This is a genomic window from Pantoea sp. YR525 (genome assembly GCF_900116775.1).
Taxonomy (GTDB): domain Bacteria; phylum Pseudomonadota; class Gammaproteobacteria; order Enterobacterales; family Enterobacteriaceae; genus Pantoea; species Pantoea symbiotica.
The window spans coordinates 17,415-37,352 of record NZ_FPBU01000007.1 but is presented as its reverse complement, the minus strand read 5'-3'; the positions used below and the strand labels follow the sequence as shown (position 1 = coordinate 37,352).

18 protein-coding genes are annotated in these 19,938 nt (G+C 53.9%); 6 read left to right on the top strand and 12 right to left on the bottom strand.

Annotated features, from left to right (window positions below; translation table 11 throughout):
* Positions 1-103: 103 nt before the first annotated feature.
* The 7 genes from BM323_RS15085 to BM323_RS15055 are packed head-to-tail and all read right to left on the bottom strand — an operon-like array spanning position 104 to position 7,290.
* Entirely contained in the window at positions 104-1,489 is a 1,386-nt protein-coding gene (locus BM323_RS15085; protein WP_008106245.1) for an amidohydrolase family protein, read from the bottom strand.
* Positions 1,486-2,259, bottom strand: coding sequence for a cysteine hydrolase family protein (locus BM323_RS15080; protein ID WP_008106243.1), 774 nt, complete (start codon positions 2,257-2,259; stop codon positions 1,486-1,488). Before BM323_RS15080 ends, BM323_RS15085 begins: the two co-directional genes overlap by 4 nt.
* Before the next feature lies 1 nt (position 2,260).
* Positions 2,261-2,683 (bottom strand): cupin domain-containing protein, encoded by a 423-nt coding sequence (locus BM323_RS15075; protein WP_008106240.1) that lies wholly within the window; start codon positions 2,681-2,683, stop codon positions 2,261-2,263.
* 3 nt (positions 2,684-2,686) lie between these two features.
* On the bottom strand, positions 2,687-3,625 hold the full coding sequence (locus tag BM323_RS15070) for an ABC transporter permease (RefSeq protein WP_091004125.1): 939 nt from the start codon (positions 3,623-3,625) through the stop codon (positions 2,687-2,689).
* A complete protein-coding gene (locus tag BM323_RS15065; protein ID WP_008106236.1) occupies positions 3,622-4,737 on the bottom strand; it encodes an ABC transporter permease in 1,116 nt (371 codons plus the stop codon). Before BM323_RS15065 ends, BM323_RS15070 begins: the two co-directional genes overlap by 4 nt.
* Positions 4,721-6,274, bottom strand: coding sequence for an ABC transporter ATP-binding protein (locus tag BM323_RS15060; protein WP_008106234.1), 1,554 nt, complete (start codon positions 6,272-6,274; stop codon positions 4,721-4,723). Before BM323_RS15060 ends, BM323_RS15065 begins: the two co-directional genes overlap by 17 nt.
* Before the next feature lie 5 nt (positions 6,275-6,279).
* Positions 6,280-7,290 carry a BMP family protein gene (locus tag BM323_RS15055; protein ID WP_008106232.1) on the bottom strand — a complete coding sequence of 337 codons (1,011 nt, stop codon included), beginning with the start codon at positions 7,288-7,290 and terminating at the stop codon, positions 6,280-6,282.
* 105 nt (positions 7,291-7,395) lie between these two features.
* On the opposite strand from BM323_RS15055, the gene BM323_RS15050 reads away from it, so the two are divergent.
* On the top strand, positions 7,396-8,295 hold the full coding sequence (locus BM323_RS15050) for a LysR family transcriptional regulator (protein WP_008106231.1): 900 nt from the start codon (positions 7,396-7,398) through the stop codon (positions 8,293-8,295).
* Between the two features lie 82 nt (positions 8,296-8,377).
* Here the strand turns inward: BM323_RS15050 and BM323_RS15045 are convergent, their stop codons facing one another.
* Together BM323_RS15045 and BM323_RS15040 are read right to left on the bottom strand one after the other, a co-directional pair.
* Positions 8,378-9,193, bottom strand: a complete 816-nt coding sequence (locus BM323_RS15045; protein WP_008106229.1) for a creatininase family protein — start codon at positions 9,191-9,193, stop codon at positions 8,378-8,380.
* 132 nt (positions 9,194-9,325) lie between these two features.
* Positions 9,326-10,249, bottom strand: a complete 924-nt coding sequence (locus BM323_RS15040) for a substrate-binding domain-containing protein (RefSeq protein ID WP_036648831.1) — start codon at positions 10,247-10,249, stop codon at positions 9,326-9,328.
* 310 nt (positions 10,250-10,559) lie between these two features.
* Between BM323_RS15040 and BM323_RS15035 the strand changes: the two genes are divergently transcribed.
* Positions 10,560-11,558 carry a LacI family DNA-binding transcriptional regulator gene (locus BM323_RS15035; RefSeq protein ID WP_008106226.1) on the top strand — a complete coding sequence of 333 codons (999 nt, stop codon included), beginning with the start codon at positions 10,560-10,562 and terminating at the stop codon, positions 11,556-11,558.
* A 9-nt stretch (positions 11,559-11,567) separates the two neighbouring features.
* Here BM323_RS15035 and BM323_RS15030 read toward each other — a convergent pair whose 3' ends face one another.
* On the bottom strand, positions 11,568-12,338 hold the full coding sequence (locus BM323_RS15030; protein WP_008106224.1) for a DeoR/GlpR family DNA-binding transcription regulator: 771 nt from the start codon (positions 12,336-12,338) through the stop codon (positions 11,568-11,570).
* Positions 12,339-12,462: 124 nt separating this feature from the next.
* Here BM323_RS15030 and BM323_RS15025 point away from each other — a divergent pair, with 124 nt between their 5' ends.
* On the top strand, positions 12,463-13,626 hold the full coding sequence (locus tag BM323_RS15025) for an MFS transporter (RefSeq protein WP_008106222.1): 1,164 nt from the start codon (positions 12,463-12,465) through the stop codon (positions 13,624-13,626).
* On the top strand, positions 13,623-14,006 hold the full coding sequence (locus BM323_RS15020; protein ID WP_008106220.1) for a VOC family protein: 384 nt from the start codon (positions 13,623-13,625) through the stop codon (positions 14,004-14,006). Before BM323_RS15025 ends, BM323_RS15020 begins: the two co-directional genes overlap by 4 nt.
* Positions 14,007-14,051: 45 nt before the next feature.
* On the opposite strand, the gene BM323_RS15015 is transcribed toward BM323_RS15020, so the two are convergent.
* Positions 14,052-15,044 carry a sugar phosphate isomerase/epimerase family protein gene (locus BM323_RS15015; protein WP_008106218.1) on the bottom strand — a complete coding sequence of 331 codons (993 nt, stop codon included), beginning with the start codon at positions 15,042-15,044 and terminating at the stop codon, positions 14,052-14,054.
* Positions 15,045-15,259: 215 nt separating this feature from the next.
* A complete protein-coding gene (locus BM323_RS15010) occupies positions 15,260-15,760 on the bottom strand; it encodes a GNAT family N-acetyltransferase (protein WP_008106216.1) in 501 nt (166 codons plus the stop codon).
* 176 nt (positions 15,761-15,936) lie between these two features.
* Between BM323_RS15010 and BM323_RS15005 the strand changes: the two genes are divergently transcribed.
* Complete coding sequence (locus BM323_RS15005) at positions 15,937-19,125, top strand: autotransporter outer membrane beta-barrel domain-containing protein (protein WP_008106214.1); 3,189 nt, start codon at positions 15,937-15,939, stop codon at positions 19,123-19,125.
* Positions 19,126-19,255: 130 nt separating this feature from the next.
* Positions 19,256-19,930, top strand: a complete 675-nt coding sequence (locus BM323_RS15000) for a response regulator transcription factor (RefSeq protein WP_238541722.1) — start codon at positions 19,256-19,258, stop codon at positions 19,928-19,930.
* Positions 19,931-19,938: the final 8 nt, after the last annotated feature.

Below are 19,938 nucleotides of genomic sequence, written 5' to 3'. Positions count from 1 at the left end.
TTTATGGATCTGCATTCCATTTTTAGTTATTAAAATAAAAGCGAGAAAATGCTAATAAATCATCATTTATGTATCATAAAGGATAAAATATTAGCACTTCAACTCAAAACGCCGCCGATCGCCAGCCGCGCGCTTTATCATTGCCGGTGCGCACCGCCAGCGAATGCGCTGCACGTTGCGAACGCGCCATCACCTCTTTTTGATTCAGCTGGGTAAACTTACCGGCGCGCAGCAGATAAACGCCATCGACAAACACATCGCTGACTTCGTGGCCGAGCGCTGAGTAGACCAGCGATGAAACCGGATGATGGATCGGCGTCATCGCCGGATGCGAAGTATCAACAATTACCACATCGGCGCGTTTGCCGACTTCCAGCGAACCCACCAGATGTTCGAGGCCAATGGCGCGCGCACCGTCGATGGTGGCCATCTCCAGCACTTTTTCCGCCGTCATAATAGTGGGATCGCGGTGCACGCCTTTTTGCAGCAGCGCCGCCACTTTCATCGCCTGGAAAAGATTGTGATTGTTGCTGCTGGCTGGGCCATCTGATCCTAAACCCACGGTTAAGCCGGCGGCCAGCATCTCCGGAATTGGCGGCACGCCGGAGGCGAGATAGAGATTGCTGCAGGGATTGTGCGACACGCGTGTGTCGTGATGTTTGAGCGCGCGGATGTCCCGCGAGTTGCACTGCACGCAATGTACCGCCAGCACATCCGGGCCGAGAAAGCCTATATCGCTGAGAAATTCAGTGTCGCTGGCCTGAAAACGCAACTGCGCCTGCTCAATCTCAAAATCGGTTTCCGCCACGTGCGTGGTGATCAGCACGCCGGTTTCATCCGCCAACTTACGCGTGCCGCGCAGCACTTTCTCATCCAGCGCCCAAATCATGCTCGGTGCCAGACCGACTTTTACCCGGCCATCGACTCTGTGATAACGATTAATTACTTCACGCGCATCGGCCAGCGCCTGTTCCGGCGTCTCGATCAGTTCAGCAGGAATGCCGTGCTCAGCGCCGCTGGTGAGGAAGCCGCGACACACATGACCGCGAATGCCGCTGACTTCAAAGGCTTCGATCACTTTGGCGGTTAATCCTGGCCGTGGATGCGCATACATAAAATCGACCAGCGAGGTAACGCCCGAACGCAGTGATTCCATGCAGCCGTGCAGCGCGGCGGCGTAGACATCTTCTTCAGTCAACGCCACGGCGCTGGGTCCAGTCATGCAGGTGAACCACTTTTTCAGCACCATGTCATCGCCAAGGCCTTTCAGCAACGTCTGGAATAGATGCGTATGGGTGTTCACCATGCCCGGCATGATGATGCGTTCGCGGCAGTCAATGATTTCCGCTTCCGGATAGCGCTGCTGCAAGGCATCGCGCGTGCCGATGGCGCGAATGGTCTTATCCTCAATCAGCAAACTGGCCTGTTCCAGAATCTCGCGCTGCGGATTCATGGTGATAATCCAGCCGTCGGCCAGCAGGTAACTCATGAGGCGTTCTCCAGTTGCTGCTGTAATTCGGCGGCATTGACCACAAAACCAAAGCATTGCTGCACGTTATACAGCGTGGCATCGCGGCAATAATCGGGCGAGGTGGTGGCGCTGCAATCTTCCAGCAGCAGGCAGTCGTAACCACGGAAGTTAGCGTCTTGAAGCGTACACAGCACGCATTGATCGACGTTAACGCCAGCAAACAGCAGGGTGGTGACGTTAAGATTTCGCAGGATGCTATCGAGCTCGCTGTCCTGAAAACCGGACATGCGGTATTTGTTGACGCGTATATCTTCGGCATCCGGCGTCAGTTCGTCCACCACCTCCGCCGCCCAGCTGCCGGCCTGCAACACCGGCGCGCCGGAAATCGGCAGCGGATCGCCTAATCCCACGCCATCGCCGTTCGGGTTATAGACGTGCAACAAGGCGGGACTGAGATTGAGCTTATCGGCGCGATTGCCCCAGTTGAGCCAAATCACCGGCACTTCCGCGGCGCGCAATGTCGGCAGCAACGCTTGCAGCGGTGCAATCGGTGCACGCGCGGGTGTGACATCAACGCCGATATGCCCGAGCCAGCCTTCGGGATGACAGAAGTCGTTTTGCATATCAATCACCACGATAGCCGTACGCTGCAGATCAAAAATCACCGAGCGGTCGCGCGTGGTGAGCTGCACGGTGCGCGACGCCTGCGCCGGTCGACGCGTATCAACCACTTGCGGTGAGACACGCCACTGATTATGTCGACTGCTGCCTAAAACATTCTCCGGCATATCAGGCTCCTGTTAACACACGCAAATCTTCTTCATCCAGCGTGACAGGGTCACCGCTGCGAATCAGTTCCGAGAAGCCTTCATTCGGCGTCATCACCGTTAGCGTGTAGAGTTTGCTGTTGCCGGTGTTACGAATCTCGTGATCGTTACCCGGATGCAGCAGCAACGAATCGCCTTTGCCAATCGCCAGTTCTTCGTCGTTGCAGCGCGCCACGCCTTCACCATGTAACACATAGAAGAACTCGTGCGCGGTGGCGTGCTCATTCGGTGGCGTGGCGCCGCCGACGTTGAAGATCTCCACCACGAAAATGTTCTCAATGCCGTCTAACGGCTTGTCGAACAAGATGGCGAAATAGTTGCTGCTATCCGGACTGATACGGAACGCCTTCACATCCGCAAGATTGTTGAAACGAAACGATTTCATACGTTATTCCTTTCGATAAGGCTGCGTTAACGCGCCAGGTTGCAATGTGCGTCCCACCACGCCGGACATCGCCAGAATGGTGAGTAAGTAAGGTAGCGCCAGCAGCACTTGCGGCGGCAGCGTGTTTTCAAACAGTTGCAGTGACAGTTGCAGGGCGTCTGCGGCGCCAAAGATAAAGGCAGCGACCAGCGCTTTGAGCGGGCTCCAGCGACCAAAGATGACAATCGCCAGCGCGATAAAACCTTGTCCGCTGACGATGTTGTCGCGGAACAGACCGATCTGCGCGGTGACCAGATAGCTACCCGCCAAACCGGCACCGACGCAGGAGAACAGCACACCCCACGTGCGAATCTTCAATACGTTCAGCCCGGCGGCATGCGCCGCACGCGGGTTTTCGCCCACCGCGCGCAGCGACAGGCCAAAGCGGGTGTGAAACAGACCAAAGTGCGCCAGCACCGCCAGCAACAAAGTGAGATAGAGCGGCAGCGGCTGCTGGAATAGAATCGGGCCAATAAACGGCAGCGAAGAGAGCAGCGGCACATGCCAGGGTTCGAGCATGGGGATGGTAGGCGAGGAATCGTTGCCCATTACCAGCGCGTAAATCCAGGTGGCTAATCCGGCGGCTAAAATATTGAAGACGATGCCCACCACAATCTGGCTGGCATGGGCGCGCAGGTAGAGCGCCGCCAGCACGCAGCCAACCAGCAACCCGCCAACGCCACCGGCAATAAAGCCCAGCGCGGTTGATCCGCTCTCCACCGCCATCATGTAGCTGGAGAGCGCGCCGAGCAGAATGGTGCCTTCAATGCCGATATTCAGCACGCCAGAACGCTCGGCATAGATTTCGCCCAGCGCCGCCAGTAATACCGGACCGGCAAGGCGCACGGCGGCGGCCAGCCAGCTGACGAAAAAGGCGGTATCGAGATTCATCCAAAAATTCATGATTGTTCCTCCGCCAGCTGGCTGCGCGATTTACGCCCGCCGGGCAGGTTGATGCGGTAGTAGCGCAGCAGATCGCCCGCCAGAATCAGTAACACCACCAAACTTTGCAGAATCAGCACTACCGAAGTGGGCAAGCCGGTTTGGCGCTGCATCGCGCTGCCGCCGACTTCCAGCCCGCCGTAGAGAATCGCAGTCGGGATCACCAGCAGCGGATTGAGGCGCGCCAGTAAGGCCACCACCACGCCGATAAAGCCGACGCCGCCAGAAATCCCTTCCATCAGGCGATGTTGCACACCCAATACCGCGCACAATCCTGCCAGCGCCGCCAATCCACCGCCGAGTAAAACCGCACCCATTTGACGGCGATTGACATCCACGCCGCTGTAGCGCGCCGCACGCGGATTCAGTCCGGCGATTTTGATTTCAAAACCGGCGGGCGTGGCGCGCATCAGCCAGAAGACGAACAGCGTGGCAACCAGCGCGATGGCGATGCCCCAATGTGCGCGCATGCCGTTCATCACGAACGGCAACCAGCTCTCCACCGGCAAACGGGGTGTCTGCGGCAGATCGCCCGGCGCACGCATCGGACCGGAGACCAGATATTGCACCATGAACAGCGCAACATAGTTGGCCATCAGCGAGATCAGCACATCATTGCCGCCGAACTTCACCCGTAACGCGCCAACCCAACCGGCCCAAATCGCGCCCGCCAGGAATGCGGTAATCAGCACCATCGGCCAATAGAGCAGCGCGGGAATCGCCCACGGAAAACCCTGCGGCGTGCCGGAAAGGGCGATCCAACTGGCCGCAGCGGCACCGAGTAGAAAACAGCCTTCAAAGCCGATATAACCGAGTCCGGCGCGCCACACCACGATGGTTGCCAACGCAATCAGCATCAGCGGCGTGGCTTGCACCAAACTGAGACCGAAGCTGCGCAGCGAGCCAAACGCAGCATCAAACAGGAAGCCATAAGCGGAGAGCGGATTGCCGCCAAACGGGATAAACAACAAACCGGCAATGATGAAAGCGGCCAGAATGCCGCAGAAACTGGTCAGCATCAGCGCGCCAGTTGATTCGGCGGGCGCCAGACGTCGCTCAAGCAGCTTCTTCATGATTGCCTCCGTTTTTTTTCAGGTGCGCACCTGCCATCAGTTCGCCGAGGCGTTCTGGCGTGGCGTCGCCAGCATCCAATTCACCGGCAATCTGGCCGCTGTACATCACCGCGATACGATCGGAGAGATTGATAATTTCCTCCAGCTCGGCGGAGATCATCAGAATGGCGCAGCCGCGATCGCGTGCTGCCATCAAACCTTGCCACACGCTCTCAATCGCGCCGACATCCAGCCCGCGCGTTGGTTGTTCAACCACCAGTAAGCAGGGATTGCTGGCGACTTCGCGGCCGAGAATCAACTTCTGCAGGTTGCCGCCGGAGAGTTTGCCGGCTTCAAAATCGGCATCTGGCGTGCGTACCGCAAAGCGGGCGATGATGTCGCGCGCATGCTGGCTAATGCGCTGACGGTCCAGCAGCCAGCCGCCCGCGCGGGTAAAGGTGCGCTGGCGGCCGAGCATGGCGTTATCGGTAATCGATAAATCGGTGACCGAACCGACGCCACGCCGATCTGCCGGGATAAAGCTGATGCCTTTATGGCGGCGCGTAGCGGGGGAATCGTCGCTGATGTCTTCGCCATTGAGCAGAATGCGACCGGCTTCCAGTTCGCGCAGGTTGAGCAACGCTTCCGCCAGCTCCGATTGGCCGTTACCTTCCACACCGGCAATGCCAAGTATTTCTCCAGCGGCAACGTTGAGCGAAACGCGCCAGATTTTTTGCTGTCCGCTGGCATCACGCACCGCAATGCTATCCACCTGCAACACGGTTTTGCCCGGCTGACATGGCGTTTTCTCCACGCGCAGCACCACATCGCGCCCAACCATGCGGCGTGCCAGATCGCGTTCCGAGGTGTCTTTAATGTCCACCGAATCAACCATTTTTCCGCCGCGCATCACTGAAACATGATGTGCAATCGCCATGATTTCATACAGTTTGTGAGTGACGATCACCACCGATCGGCCTTCCGCGCACAGCGATTTCAAAGTAGCGAACAGGCCAGCTTTCTCCTGCGGCGTCAACACCGCCGTCGGTTCGTCGAGAATCAGCACCTGCGCATCACGGTACAGCAGCTTGAGGATCTCCACGCGCTGCTGCACGCCAATCGGCAGATGCTGCACTTTCGCCCAGGGATCGATCGCTAACCCATGTTTATCCGACAGCGCCTGCAAACGCGCCGCCGCAGCGGGCAAATTGAGCACGCCGCTGGCGCTCTCTTTCAGACCCAGCACCACGTTTTCCACCACGCTCATTGGCTGCACCAGCATAAATTCCTGATGCACCATGCCAATGCCGCAGGCGATGGCATCGCTGGGATCGCGAAAACGCTGCGCTTTGCCATCCACCACAATGATGCCTTCATCGGCCTGATACAGGCCGTAAAGGATTTGCATCAGCGTGCTTTTTCCCGCGCCGTTTTCACCCAGCAGCGCGTGGATTTCACCGGCTTTGATGCTGAGCGAGACGTCGTCATTGGCCACCACGCGCGCAAAGCGTTTGGTGATGTTGTTTAGCGCGACGCGGATGTTTGCGGTTGCTGTCATGATGATTAAACCGTTGGCTTCAGCGCGCCGCTGTCAAGCTGCTGCCAGATCTGCTGGAAGCTCGCCCATGCGCTGGCGCTGACCAGTTTGGCGTTGTAGTGCTCGCTACCATTGACCACCGACCAGGCTTTGCCGACGGTGGGATGCCATTCGTCGCCGCCTTTGAAGGTTTTATTCGCTACCGATTCGCCAACCTGTTCCACCATCCAGTCGAGGTTCTGGCGGAAACTGCAGGCAACGTAATCGGGCGCGACATCGCGCTGATCGACATAGCAGCCGATGGCTTTGATTTTCGCCGCAGCCGCGCCTTGCATCGCGCCGAGGCCGGTAACGTCTGCTGCATGCCAAATCACATCCGCGCCGTTACCAATCATGGTAGTGGCGGCTTCACGGCCTTTGGCGGCGTTGTCATAATCGCCGGTGACTACACCCATGCCTTTAATGCCCGGACGGGTTTTCTCTGCGGCCTGAATAAAAGCACGCATCATCGCCTGCTGCGTAGGATTATCGCCGCCGCCGACAAAGCCAACTGCTTTGCCTTTTTCCGAGATCAATGCCGCCAGCGCACCGGCGGCATACGCGCCTTGCAGATAGGCGAGGTTGACGTATTCGACGTTGCCCGGTGATTTCTCGCCTGGCTTGAAGGTGGAGGCGAAGAAGTAAGTGTCAGGATATTCCGGCGCGATTTCAGCAAACGCCGAGCCGTATTCAAAGCTGTGGCCGATGATCAGCGTGTAACCATCATCAGCGTAGCCACGAATGGTTTGGTCCATCTGCGCCTGCGAAACGCTTTCGCTGTGCGCCACGGTGAAACCGGCTTTTTGCAGGCTCTGCAATCCGGCATACGCCAGTGAACTCCAGCCGCCATCGGCAACCGAGCCGGGCAACAACAGGGCGATTTTTATGGTGCTATTCGCCGCCATCGCTTTGCGCGACAACATCGGTGCCAGCGCGGGTAACAACAGCGCGCCAGCCACTAACTTCGCAAACTTTCTGCGGGATACGTCTGCCATCATGTGTTCTCCTGGTGTGGTTTTGATGTATTAATCACCGGAAGAGCATTATCTTAAAAGCATCATTTTTAGCACTTACCGATGCCTTAAAGGCAACGCAGGGGGAATATGCTGCAACATCGTTTGTTTGTGTATATCGATCAGGTGGCGCGCAGCGGTTCGATTCGTAAAGCGGCGGAACGGCTGCACATCTCGGCTTCGGCGATTAATCGCCAACTGATTGCGCTGGAAGAGGAGCTGGGCACGCCGCTGTTTCAGCGCTTACCGCGCAAAATGATCCTTACCGCCGCCGGTGAAGCGCTGATTCATCATGTGCGACAGAGCTTTAAAGAGATTGAAATCGCGCAGATGAAGATCGAGGAGCTGAAAGGGCTGCGGCGCGGCGAAGTCACGGTGGCGATGATGAGTGGATTAGCGGCGAACCTGATTCCGCGTGTGGCCTCGGAGTTTCGCCGCGCCAATCCGCGCGTGAAATTACTGCTGCAACAGCTCACCACCGGCGAGAACATCACTAACGCCGTGGCTAGCGGCGACGCCGATTTGGGGATTGGTTTTGATTTCGAGCTGCAGCCGGTGCATCGCAACATTGCCAGCGTGCCGGTGCGATTGGGTGCGGTTGTAGGCGCGGGCCATCCGCTGGCGGAGAAATCCAGCTTACGTTTGAGTGATTGCTTGCCGTATCCGGTGGTGATTGCCGACAAATCGATGGTGATTCGGCCGTATCTAAATGAAGTGTTCGCGCGCGCCTCGATCAATCTGCAGCCGGTAATTGAAACCAACTCGATCGAGGTGATGCGCCAGTCGGCGATGATGGATCAAACCCTGACGTTTCTCACGCCGATTGATATTGAATCCGACCAGCGCAGCGGCCGCTTGATCTATATTCCGGTGCGCGAACTGGCGCAGCACACGCAAACGCTGATGTTGATCGGCCACGATCGTGGCACCAGCGCGATTGGTAGCGTGTTCGCCGAAACCATTAAAGGGATGATGTCGGAATTGCGTTAATTGCCTGGTCGCCATAAATGGCAACGTTGTGGGTTTTGTAGGGAGCGCATTAACGCGCTCCTGGTCACCATAAATGGCGACCCTACGAGAACGCGGTGCGTTCTGTGAGGAAATTAATGTCGAAATTATGCACCTCGCGCGCCAGCTTCAGCAGCGCCTGCGCGGCACGATCGGTGGCAATCGCCCCGCGTTCAGCATCAGCTGCTGCGGCATTGCCGGTGGTGCCCGAAAGGTGCAGATCCTGCGCCATCCAGCCAAAACCAATGCCGCCTTCCGGCGTCAAAATCCCGCCGGTTGCTTCGAGTGCCACCGAAGTAGAAACGAAATCAGCGGCGTGCTGCATCTGGACCAATTCAGGATGCAAATGCAGCATCATGCTGGTTTCCGATTCACCACCGTGAATTCCGTGATTGAGTTCATGCGCGCTGTAAAGGTCTGACGCATCAATGGTGCGGAACCAGCTGGCGCTGACGGCAAACATGCCCAGTTCGATGCGTAGTTGACGACAAACGATTTCCATCAGCTGCGGCTGTCCGCCGTGCGAGTTCCAGAAAATCAGCTTACGAATTCCGGCGCGCCAGGCGCTTTTCGCCACCTCGAACCACACTTTGCCTAACACGTCATACGGCAGGGAAAGGGTGCCGGGATAGGCGAGATGTTCGTCCGATTTACCAATCGGCAGCGCGGGCAACACCAGCAGCGGGAGATCGTCGGGCAATAATTCCACCGTGCGTTGAATGATCCCGGCGTTGATGGCGGCATCCACACGCACCGGCAGATGCGGGCCATGTTGTTCTACTGCGCCAATCGGCAGCACGGCGACGATGTTCGCCATATCCAATTCACTGAATTCCCGGGTTGAGAGATCCCACCACCAGGGCGAAGACGGCTTGAGCATGTTTACCTCCATTTTTTACTCCAACATAGCGGGTTGGCAGTGCAATGGAAGCAACAAAATTCGCGCTTTGCGTTGCTTTAAAGGCATTGGTTAGAAGGAGGTCGCCATGAATGGCGACCCTACACAGTGGTGTTATTTCTGATTCTTACTGGTGAATTCCTGGTAATTCTCTTTGGTCACCGTTTGATATGGCACCCAGTTATAGGCTTCGGTCTTTTTACCGCTCAACATGTCGTAAGCCACATCGACTGCGCCGGTTGCCTGACCTTTCGCATCCTGGAAAATCGTCACCGCCATTTTGCCGTTCTTTATAAACTGCAAACCATCCGGCGTGCCATCAATACCGGCGACTAGCACATTGCTTTTCTTCAGCTGATCGAGCGCCATAATCGCGCCGATCGCCATTTCATCGTTATTGGCGATGATGGCATTGATGTCATTACCATCCTGCAACCATGACAAGGTTTTATCGACCGCTTCGTTGCGCTGCCAGTTGGCGCTCTGTTTCTGGATCACTTTCAAGCCGGGATGATCCTTTACATAGTCCTCAACCGCTTTGGTGCGCTGACGCGCTTCTTCAGTGGAAAGGGCGCCCATCAGAACAGCGATATTGCCTTTGTTATCCATCCGCTTGGCTAACGCTTCGATCTCCATCTTGCCGCTCAACGCCGAGTCGGAACCGACGTAGGCCATTTTGCCGGTCAGTTTCACTTCGGGTTTACGGTTAACGAAAATCAGCGGGATATTGGCTTTCTGCGCAGCGGCGATCACTGGCATCACGCCTTGCGTATCCACTGGGTTGATGATGATCGCGTCTGCACCCTGATTGATGAAATCATCTACCTGCTGAATTTGCAGGGACACATCACCTTTGGCATCGGCAAACTGGCTGTTAAGCCCTTTGTCTTTGAGCTGCTTTTCCATCTGACTGCGCAGTATGGAAACGAAATTGAGATCGAGATTAGCCAGAGCGACGCCAACCATATAGGTTTTCGCCTGGGCAGTGAACACACTGAGCAAACCGCAGATAAGCATTACTACCTTGAATAATTTCATTTTTTTATCTCTGTAGGGGAGGTTTCTATTATTTTGCATCCGGGTGCAAAATCAACGGGATTGCTGCCGCTGATTGACATCATGTTCAGACGGACAACGCGATGTGCTGTCTTCACTCTCTGGTACGGTTGAAAAATAGTCAACGCAGCAAAAATCGATTTCATCACCACGATCACAAAATCATCACGATTTGCACCCGAGTGCATAACAAAAATGCAACCGGGTGCAAAGTTTGCGAAAGTCGCCTCTTGCTAACGTGGGGAATCGCTCTATGCTCACTTTTTGCCAGGTAAATTACGGAAGGAAGCCGATGACGAGAACAGTGAAAAAGGCCACGGCCAGCGATGTGGCCATTCTCGCGGGCGTGTCGAAATGGACGGTATCGCGTGCGTTTATGCCTGGTGCTTCAATCTCCGAAAAGGCGCGGGAGAAGGTGATGCGCATCGCTAAAGAGCTGGGATATCGCCCCAATTTGCTGGCGCGCAGCCTGGTGAAAAAGAAGACGCATATCATTGGCGTGGTGATCGATGAACTGAAGAATCCACACACGCTGATGATTCTGAATGAAGCCACGCAGCAGCTGCAACGCCGTGGTTACATGGCGCTGATCCTCAACATCACTGATGGCGAACCGTATCGATCGGTGATGACGCAGGCGGATCAATTGCAGATCGACGGCGTTCTGTTTCTCGGTACGGTGCTATCGGCGCAGCTGATTAATCTGGTAGAGGATATGTACAACATTCCGCTGGTGCAGCTGTGTCGCAATACGCATGCGCAGGGCATTGATGTGGTGGCGATTGATGGTTATGCCGCCGGTAAACAAATCGCCGAACTTTTGCTGGCGCAGGGCGCGCAACGTTTTGGCTTTATGCAAGGTCCGGATACGCCGACTTCTCATCTGCTACGTAAAGAGGGATTTGAAGCGACGATTCAACAAGCGGGATTCCAGATTAATGTACTGCTCAAAGCGGGCAGTTACGATCGCGCGCGCAGCTGGCAAGCGATGAGCGATTATCTGCAACGGCCGGACCCTGTGATTGATGCGCTGTTCTGTGAAAACGATGTGCTGGCGCTCGGTGCGATGGAAGCAATGCGTGCCGCGCCGAATATGCCTAAGATTGCGGTGGTGGGATTTGATGATATCGAAGAAGCCAGCGCGCCAGGCTGCCAGCTCACCACCTTTAGTCAGCGTATTGATTTGCTGATCGCCGAAGCGTTGAACCGCTTGATTGATGGTCGCGAGAGTGCGGATGAGCGTTGGCGCCACGGTGAAATGCGTGTGCGCCGTTCGCATTTGCGTAACTGAGTCCGCATTCTATACGCTAATCAGCGTGATATCCTCAGCGCGAAAAGCGTTGTAAAACTCTTTGTTAAGTTTCTCTTCTACCACAAGAATATCGATTTCTTCGCAACCGGCTACCGAGAACCGGGCCACGCCGGGAATTTTATCCGCCGTCAGCCCAACGATGGTTTGATTGCTTTGCTTGATGGCGACTTTTTTGAATTCGCAGTCGGCAAAATCAAAACCCGTCAGCCCGGATTCAGGGCTCATCGCACAACCACCAATAAAAGCCTGATCGAAAATGATATTTCGCAGTTGCTCAATCGCCGTATGACCCACGCTGCCGCCACTGTTTTTCTGAATGTGGCCGCCGAGCATGATGACGTCTATTTTCGGGTGTTTTAACAGCGCTGCAGCGATATCGGGAGCATTGGTTGCGACGGTTAAAGAGAGTGTTTCCGGTAGCGCCAGCGCCATTGCCAGATTAGTGGTGCCCGCATCAATGAAAATGCAGGTGTCGTTTTTTACCAGGCTGGCACACTGTTGCGCGATCATGTCTTTTACTGCGTGATTTTGCTCTTTTCGGCTTTGGAAAGAACCCGCTTCAGGTATCTGTAATACCGCCCCGCCATACACCTTTTTGCACACGCCTTCTTTACTCAACTCATGCAGATCGCGCCGAATGGTGTGCTCTGAAACCTGCATCTGGGCGGCCAGATCGACGCAAACAACACGGCCCTGGTCGCGCAAAATTTGTCGTATCAGCTCTTGTCGCTGTTCTGGGAAAGCTGCATAATCGAGCATGTAAGTTCCTTAAAAAAACACAACCAATCTATAACGAGCATAATCGCGCAATGGCAAACACAATGTCAATCGCAATGTACCTCTGCAGAAATCATGCTTATTAACCGCTCAAACGAGGAGTGAAATGATTTATAAACCCCAAAGCATCACCCCAAGTCATGCCACACGACTGACGTTCTTTATCGCCGGATTTGTGACTGCGACCTGGGCGGTGATTGTGCCTTTCGCGCGCAATAACACCGGTGTTAACGAGGCGATGCTTGGCACATTGCTATTATGTCTGGGATTTGGTGCGCTAATCGCCATGCCCGTTACCGGATTGCTCACCAGCCGCTTTGGTTGCCGGAGGGTGATCATCGTTGCAATGGGGTTAATCATCCTCAGCACGCCACTGCTCGCTGTGATTGCAGATCCTTTACTGCTTGGCCTGGCTTTGCTGATTTTTGGCATTGGTGTCGGCGTGACAGATTGCGCGATGAACATTCAGGCTATTCTGGTGGAGAAACAATCCTCAGTTCCACTGATGTCTGGTTTTCACGGCATGTATAGCTTCGGCGGTATTGCCGGTGCCGGCGTAATGACATTGCTGCTGTCGCTGGGAATGACCGTTTTAGCCGGAACGCTGCTGGTGACTTTTGCGGTGATTATCCTCGCCGTGCTCAGCTATCCGGGACTTCTGACCTATGCCAATCCTAAAGAAGGACCGGCCTTCGCCGTGCCGCGCGGAAGCGTACTGCTGCTGGGACTCGTTTGCTTCGCGGTATTTCTGACCGAAGGAACGGTACTGGACTGGAGCGCCGTCTATTTGACCCAGGCGCGAAATATGCCTGAGACGCTAGGTGGACTGGGTTACACCTGCTTTGCCATTGCGATGACTGCGGCCAGGTTGACCGGCGATCGCATTATCTCCACGTTTGGGCGTTTACCTATAGTGTTGACGGGTGCAATCACTGCAGCAATTGGCTTGGCATTGGTCACTTATGTGCCATCGTGGCCGCTCTCTTTGGTGGGCTACGTTTTGATTGGCGCAGGCTGCGCCAACATTGTGCCGGTGATGTTTTCTGCCGTTGGGCAGCAAAAAGTCATGCCGCAGGCTGTCGCGGTGCCAGCAATGACCACCTTAGGTTATCTCGGCGTACTCAGTGGACCCGCAGTAATTGGCTATGTTGCGCACTTTAGTTCTCTGACTTTTGCATTTTCACTGATCATGGCGCTGATGCTAGTGGTTGCGGCATTGTCATTCACGCTAAATCTGGGCGAGAAAACAACCGCGAGGGAGAACGCATGAAAATCGCACATGTGGCATTGTGGACGCGCAACTTAAGTGCCCAAAAATCCTTCTGGCAGGATTTTTTTGCCGGGACATCCAATGAACTTTACATCAGCAAAAACCGTCCAGGTTTTCGCTCTCATTTCATCAGTTTGCTCGAAGGTCCAACCTTAGAATTGATGAGTCTTGACGATTTAGCAGCAGGACCTCATGGAAAAGAGCTGACGGGATGGGCGCATATCGCGATTCATGTCGGTTCCAGGCAAGAGGTGGATTCGATGGTTGCCAAAGCAAGCGAGCAGGGGATTTTAGTCAGTCCGGCCCGTACCACCGGCGATGGCTTTTACGAAGCCATCATTCGCGATCCGGATGGTAATCTGATCGAGATTGTCGGTTGAATCTAAACGCGCAGCCAGAACCTATCAGGCTGCGCGTTTAGATGCTTACTGTTCTATGCTGGTCAGCAGCGCATTCTGGATAATTCTTTGCGCTTTCAGTGGGTTTTGCTCGCGCTGTGCTTCCTGTAATGCGGCGATATCCAGCTTATCCAGCGCGCGATAGATATGCTTGAGAAAACGAATCGACAGATTGGCAGCTTCTACATGATCTTCGCGGAACGGGAATTGATCGAGCTGCCACACGCCGTCCCAGTTGTTGATCTTCAGTACATAGAAAAACTCAAAAATCTCGGTCATGTGCACTGTGCCCACCACCAGATCATCATCCCAGCCGCGCAGGTTGTCGTTGACGTCCATGCCAAACAGGCGGCCGCGATCGATAATCAGCTGGGCGGAATCCGCTGGCGACTCCCCAGCAAACAGCGCATGACCGAAATCCAGTAATACGCCGACGTTATCCAGGCCAATATCCTCGATGCCAAGCAGAGTACGCGCGGCCGAATCCCAGGTCATTTTCACGCGCGGTTCACGCGGCTTGTACTCAATAGCAAATTTGACGTCCGGATTGGCGCTCGCCAGTTCGCGCATGCCATCCACCGCCATCTTCCACAAGTTTTTATGATCGACCTGGAACGGATAATCCCAACCGTCCTGACCTGGCCAGACTTTCACGTAGTTAGCGCCCAACTCACGCACCACGGTGGCCGCTTCATGCATCAAATCAAACGCCTGTTTACGAATGGCGGCATCTGGATTGGTGAAGGCACCGCGTGAGAAGCGGCGCAGATAGATTTCCGGGGTCACGCCAATCGCTTTCAGTCCGGCATCGGTCAGCGCTTGTTTCACCTGCGCGACCGTTACGCCTTCGGTGAACGGATAGGGCACATCAACGTAGGAAAGGTCCTCGACGCTGCCAGCGAGTTTGATCTGATCAAGGGTGCTGAGCGCCGGTCCGTAACCATCTACGGCGTAACGATCGATATAGTTGGCAAAGTGCCACAAGCCGGCACCGAATTTCGGATACGTGTAGGAACTCATTCGACCTTCTCCTCAGATGATTGCATTCGTGAATATATATTCACATTGGATTATATATTCCATTTTGCGCCTTGATGTGCGCACTTAACCAGCAATCAATGGAGAAAATGCAACCACAATCACACAAAATTTGCTCGCAACCGTAAGGTCGTCATTAATGGCGACCTGAATTTGTGCGCAATTTGAAAGCAAAGGGGAAATCAAAAAAGAAAGGACTAACCAATAAACGAAAATACCGAATAACTTTTTCCCGAGAATTCAAACTCAGCAACCACGCTCATGCCCATATTCACATGCGCTTTAAGTGAGGCGACATTATCATTGCGAATAAACAACACACCTTCTTTTCCTGCCACACGTGGACGTAGTGCAGCGAACATCTGTTTAGCTAATCCCTGATTTCGTGCCTCACTACTGACGCAAATAGGGCCATATAAAAATGCGTTTTCGCTGCCGGAATAACTGGCGAGCATAGCTTTAATAATCGGCATGTCAGCGTTTTTGGTTAATGTCGAGGTCATTAAAAATCCCAGCACCTTATCGCCAGAACGTGCAACGATCACCGGCATTTCAGCCATCATCTCAGCAATTACCGATTCTGGAAGAGCAGCGGAGAGCGTGCCGTTATTGGCAGCGAGATTCTGTTCCTGTAAGTACGAAATTCCCTGGATATCTCGGCTTGTTCCGACACTTATTTCAATTGCATTAGTGTTCATATCAATCCTTTAAAGGCGTTCATTTTTTAAGAATCGTCCGATCGGAAATGTCCTACAAATCTATAGGACGCGTCAGACTAATCCTTCCAGTGCGACTTCCTTATAGTCCTCTTCAACAAAATCCTGCATGCCTCATACCGTTGCGAGGCGCTAGAAAATAGAGAAGAGAAACTGGAATGAATAAAGTTTATCGCGTTATCTGGAATAATTCACAGCGTTGCATGGTGGTGGTTTCTGAACTCGCGAATAGTCGCGGCAAAAGCAACAATACTGCCGGTATTATTCCCGCAGTCGTTCGATGCCCAAAAATGCTGCAGCTGATAACGGCTGGCGGATTACTGGCAGTCAGCACTGCGAGCTTCGCTTCAAACCCGCAGGTTGTTGATAACACAACGGCAACTTTCGAAGGTGAAACCGTCATGACGGCGCGTGCCGAGTCGGCGATGATCGTTAAGGGCTCAGCCGCTAACGCTATTTTTGATAATGGATTTATCAGTGCATCTGCACCTACCGCGAACGCAGTGCAAGTGCAGGATGGCGCGACTTTTGATGTTCGTAACAGCACCATGCAAACGTTCCAGACGCCTACGATGACGGTTTTGGGTGGCTCAACAGCGAAAATAGCCAATAGTGAGCTATCAACTATCTCAGGATCTGCGGCTTTAATTGTCGGAGAAAATAGTACGGTAACTGGCAATGACGTGCGCATCACCAGTAGCAAAGATGGCATGTTAGTTGACAATGCCAGTGTGAAAATCAGTGGACTTAATATTCACGCAACGGGTACCGGCGGCGGTACAAACACAGCAATCACGGCCACCAACGGCAGCAACATCGATCTTAATACGGCGACGTTGTTGACTGAAGGTGTTGGCGGGCATGGCATCTATGCCAGTGTTAGCGATATTAGTGCCACCAATATTGATATTACGACGACCAATGCCAGCGCACGTGGCGTTCTTGCATCAGGTGCTGCAACTCACGTCATGCTAAACGGTGGCTCCATCAACACGCAAGGTGCTAATGGCCATGGGATTCAGGCAACCGCAGGCGCGTCTGTAGATGTAAGCAATATGGATATTACCACTACCGCACTGCGTCAGGCGGGGAGTAACGGCGCGGCGGCAATTTTTGCTGACACTGATGCAAGAGTAAATGCCGATTCACTCAACTTAACCAGCGCAGGCAGTGCGATCTGGATTAGAAAAGCCCAGATTAATGCGAATAATCTGCATATAACGCAAACTTCGGATGCTTATGGTCCGATGATCTGGGGCTTTTCAGGTTCACAACTGAATCTAACTAACAGTGTTTTGACGCTAGGCGAAGGTCTATCAAATTCGCAGGGTATCTATGTTGATGCTGGCACGGCAAACCTTGATGGCGTCACCATCACCGGCAACAACGGCGGCACCGCTATTGTAACCCGTTATAACGGAACCCTGCATGCCAACAATCTTGATATCGCCATCAATAATGCCAATGGTGGCTTTGCAACAGGCCTTTATCTCAGTCGTGGCGCAAGCCAGACCACTGCAAATGTTAGCAACTCTAAAGTAGTCGTAAACGGAAGTAATGCGGCTGGTATTCGCTCTGAAGTTGGCGCGGTGCAAACGGTGAATCTCACCAACACTTTGATTGCCTCGGATAACGTGGCAGCCAAAGCCGATGCGAGCTCCGCGCTGCTCATCAATGCCGATGCGTCGACACTTACGGGCAAAACGCTGATTCAAGGCGGCACAACCAACAGCACCAATGCTGTTGTTGGTTTTATTCGTCTGAATGCCACCAATGGTTCACAACTGTTGGGCGATGCGGCAATCGACAAGCTTTACACCCGCGATAGCCTGATTGCGCTGGACAATGCCTCAGCATGGCAAGGTGCGGCAAAAGGCTTGCATCAACTGACGCTGGATAACGGCAGCCAATGGGCAATGACTGAGGATTCTGATGTCGGCAGCATCAATCTGAAGAACAGCCAAATCGTCTTTATGCACAACGATAGCGGTTTCAGGGAGCTAACCGTAGACGGTGATTTTAATAGTGACAACGGTACGCTGGTAATGAACAACGTGCTGGCTGGCGATGACTCGCCGCACGACCAGTTGGTGGTGAATGGCAATACATCTGGCAACACGCAGGTTGTGATTAACAAAGCGGGCGGTAACGGTGCGCAGACCTTGCAAGGTATCGAACTGATTTCCGTCGCCGGTGAATCAAATGGCGAATTTACCCAGCAAGGGCGTATCGTCGCAGGTGCCTATGATTACCATCTGCAACGTGGAATCGACAGCAACAGTAAGAACTGGTATCTGGTGAGCGGCGAAACGCCGGTTACTGCACCCGATCCCGATCCGGTAGGCGGCGATGGTGACTTTGGCGGCCCAGTAATTACGCCTCCGCCAGCAGGGAAAATGACGCTACGTCCTGAGGCCGGCAACTATATTGCTAACATCGCAGCCTCCAATACGCTGTTTAACCTGCGCCTGCACGATCGCGGCGGTGAAACACAGTATGTTGATGCCCTGAGCGGCGAGAAAAAAGTCACCAGTCTGTGGATGCGTAATCTGGGCGGTCATCAGCAGGTGCGTGACAGCTCCGGGCAGCTGAAAACCGAAACCAATCGTTATGTCCTGCAACTGGGCGGCGATCTGTTAACCACCGACAATCTGCACCTTGGCGCTATGGCGGGATATGGCAACGCGCGCAGCAACACCGATTCGAACGTGACCGGTTATCGTTCTCAGGGCCATACCACCGGTTATAATCTCGGCGTTTACGGCACCTGGTATCAGCAGCCTGAACAGCAAACCGGTGCCTATGTGGATAGCTGGTTGCAGTACAGCTGGTTTAATAACAGCGTCAATGGCGATCATTTAAGCGCCGAGCGCTATCAGTCACGTGGTTTCACCGCCTCGCTGGAAAGCGGTTATAGCTGGAAACTGGGTCAGGACCGCTATAACAACAGCTACTTTATCGAGCCTAACGCGCAGTTTATCTGGATGGGCGTGAAAACTGATGATGTGACTGAAGCCAATGGTACGCGCGTCACTAGTCAGGGCGATGGCAACGTGCAGTCACGTTTAGGCGTCCGCGCCTCAATGAAAACAGCGGGCGAAAACGGTCAGACGGTGTTCAAACCTTATCTGGAAGCCAACTGGATCAATAACAGCAAGACTTTTGCCACCTCGCTGGACGGCGTGAAAGTAAGCGCGCAGGGCGAGAAGAATGTTGCTGAGCTGCGTGTCGGTGTTGATAGCCAATTGCGTTCCAACCTCAATTTGTGGGGCAGCATTGGTCAGCAGGCAGGTAATAATCACTATCGTGATACCAGCGCGGCGATTGGTGTGAAGTTGAGCTTCTAATCGCAATAATGCTCAGTAACGTACCGGGTGAATTTCACCCGGTTTTCTCGCTGACAGTAATAGTTGTGAAAACCAGGTTAATCTTAACGGTAATAGATACGGTTAATGTTTGATTGCAAAGGGGCTAATGATGGCCGTACAGGATAGGCTGGGCATGTCGGGAACCAGCAAAATAGTGACGGCGCTCATTGTCGACGATCATCCGGTGGTACGAACAGCGGTGGAAATGTTACTCACGCGAGAGAACATTGAGGTGATTGGCAAAGTTGCAGATGGCGCTGAAGCACTGCAGATGATGCGAAATTTACAGCCGGATCTGGTGATTCTGGATATTGCTATTCCTACCATCAATGGACTTGAAGTGATTACCCGTGCTCGGGCCGCCAGTATGGCAGTTAAAATCCTGGTGTTTACTTCTCAGAGTGCCGCTTCGTTTGCTGGCCGCTGTCGCCGAGCCGGCGCGTCGGGTTTTGTGGAAAAAACGGAAACCTTAGAAGACTTACTGGATGCCATTCGCGCCGTGCGAGCGGGATACACCTTTTTCCCGGCTGAAGATTTCCTGCAGGTTGAGACGTTGCAAGCTTCATCCCATACGGAGAGTGAAAAACTCGCTACGCTTACCGATCGCGAAATGATGGTGCTGATCTACCTCGCCAAAGGTTATAGCAACATCGAAATCGCCAATGAACTGACGTTGAGCAATAAAACCATCAGTACCTACAAAACCCGATTGCTGACGAAACTCGGTGTCAAAACACTGGTAGATCTGATTGTTATCGCCAACCGCAATAATCTGGTGGGCTGATCACGCGT

Bases quoted from the DNA above. Each gene is read 5' to 3' on its own strand.
- BM323_RS15005 (WP_008106214.1), top strand. From the start codon at position 15,937: ATGAATAAAGTTTATCGCGTTATCTGGAATAATTCACAGCGTTGCATG.
- BM323_RS15015 (WP_008106218.1), bottom strand. From the start codon at position 15,044: ATGAGTTCCTACACGTATCCGAAATTCGGTGCCGGCTTGTGGCACTTT.
- BM323_RS15020 (WP_008106220.1), top strand. From the start codon at position 13,623: ATGAAAATCGCACATGTGGCATTGTGGACGCGCAACTTAAGTGCCCAA.
- BM323_RS15085 (WP_008106245.1), bottom strand. From the start codon at position 1,489: ATGAGTTACCTGCTGGCCGACGGCTGGATTATCACCATGAATCCGCAG.
- BM323_RS15055 (WP_008106232.1), bottom strand. From the start codon at position 7,290: ATGATGGCAGACGTATCCCGCAGAAAGTTTGCGAAGTTAGTGGCTGGC.
- BM323_RS15065 (WP_008106236.1), bottom strand. From the start codon at position 4,737: ATGAAGAAGCTGCTTGAGCGACGTCTGGCGCCCGCCGAATCAACTGGC.
- BM323_RS15070 (WP_091004125.1), bottom strand. From the start codon at position 3,625: ATGAATTTTTGGATGAATCTCGATACCGCCTTTTTCGTCAGCTGGCTG.
- BM323_RS15030 (WP_008106224.1), bottom strand. From the start codon at position 12,338: ATGCTCGATTATGCAGCTTTCCCAGAACAGCGACAAGAGCTGATACGA.
- BM323_RS15045 (WP_008106229.1), bottom strand. From the start codon at position 9,193: ATGCTCAAGCCGTCTTCGCCCTGGTGGTGGGATCTCTCAACCCGGGAA.
- BM323_RS15010 (WP_008106216.1), bottom strand. From the start codon at position 15,760: ATGAACACTAATGCAATTGAAATAAGTGTCGGAACAAGCCGAGATATC.
- BM323_RS15060 (WP_008106234.1), bottom strand. From the start codon at position 6,274: ATGACAGCAACCGCAAACATCCGCGTCGCGCTAAACAACATCACCAAA.
- BM323_RS15075 (WP_008106240.1), bottom strand. From the start codon at position 2,683: ATGAAATCGTTTCGTTTCAACAATCTTGCGGATGTGAAGGCGTTCCGT.
- BM323_RS15025 (WP_008106222.1), top strand. From the start codon at position 12,463: ATGATTTATAAACCCCAAAGCATCACCCCAAGTCATGCCACACGACTG.
- BM323_RS15035 (WP_008106226.1), top strand. From the start codon at position 10,560: ATGACGAGAACAGTGAAAAAGGCCACGGCCAGCGATGTGGCCATTCTC.
- BM323_RS15000 (WP_238541722.1), top strand. From the start codon at position 19,256: ATGGCCGTACAGGATAGGCTGGGCATGTCGGGAACCAGCAAAATAGTG.
- BM323_RS15080 (WP_008106243.1), bottom strand. From the start codon at position 2,259: ATGCCGGAGAATGTTTTAGGCAGCAGTCGACATAATCAGTGGCGTGTC.
- BM323_RS15050 (WP_008106231.1), top strand. From the start codon at position 7,396: ATGCTGCAACATCGTTTGTTTGTGTATATCGATCAGGTGGCGCGCAGC.
- BM323_RS15040 (WP_036648831.1), bottom strand. From the start codon at position 10,249: ATGAAATTATTCAAGGTAGTAATGCTTATCTGCGGTTTGCTCAGTGTG.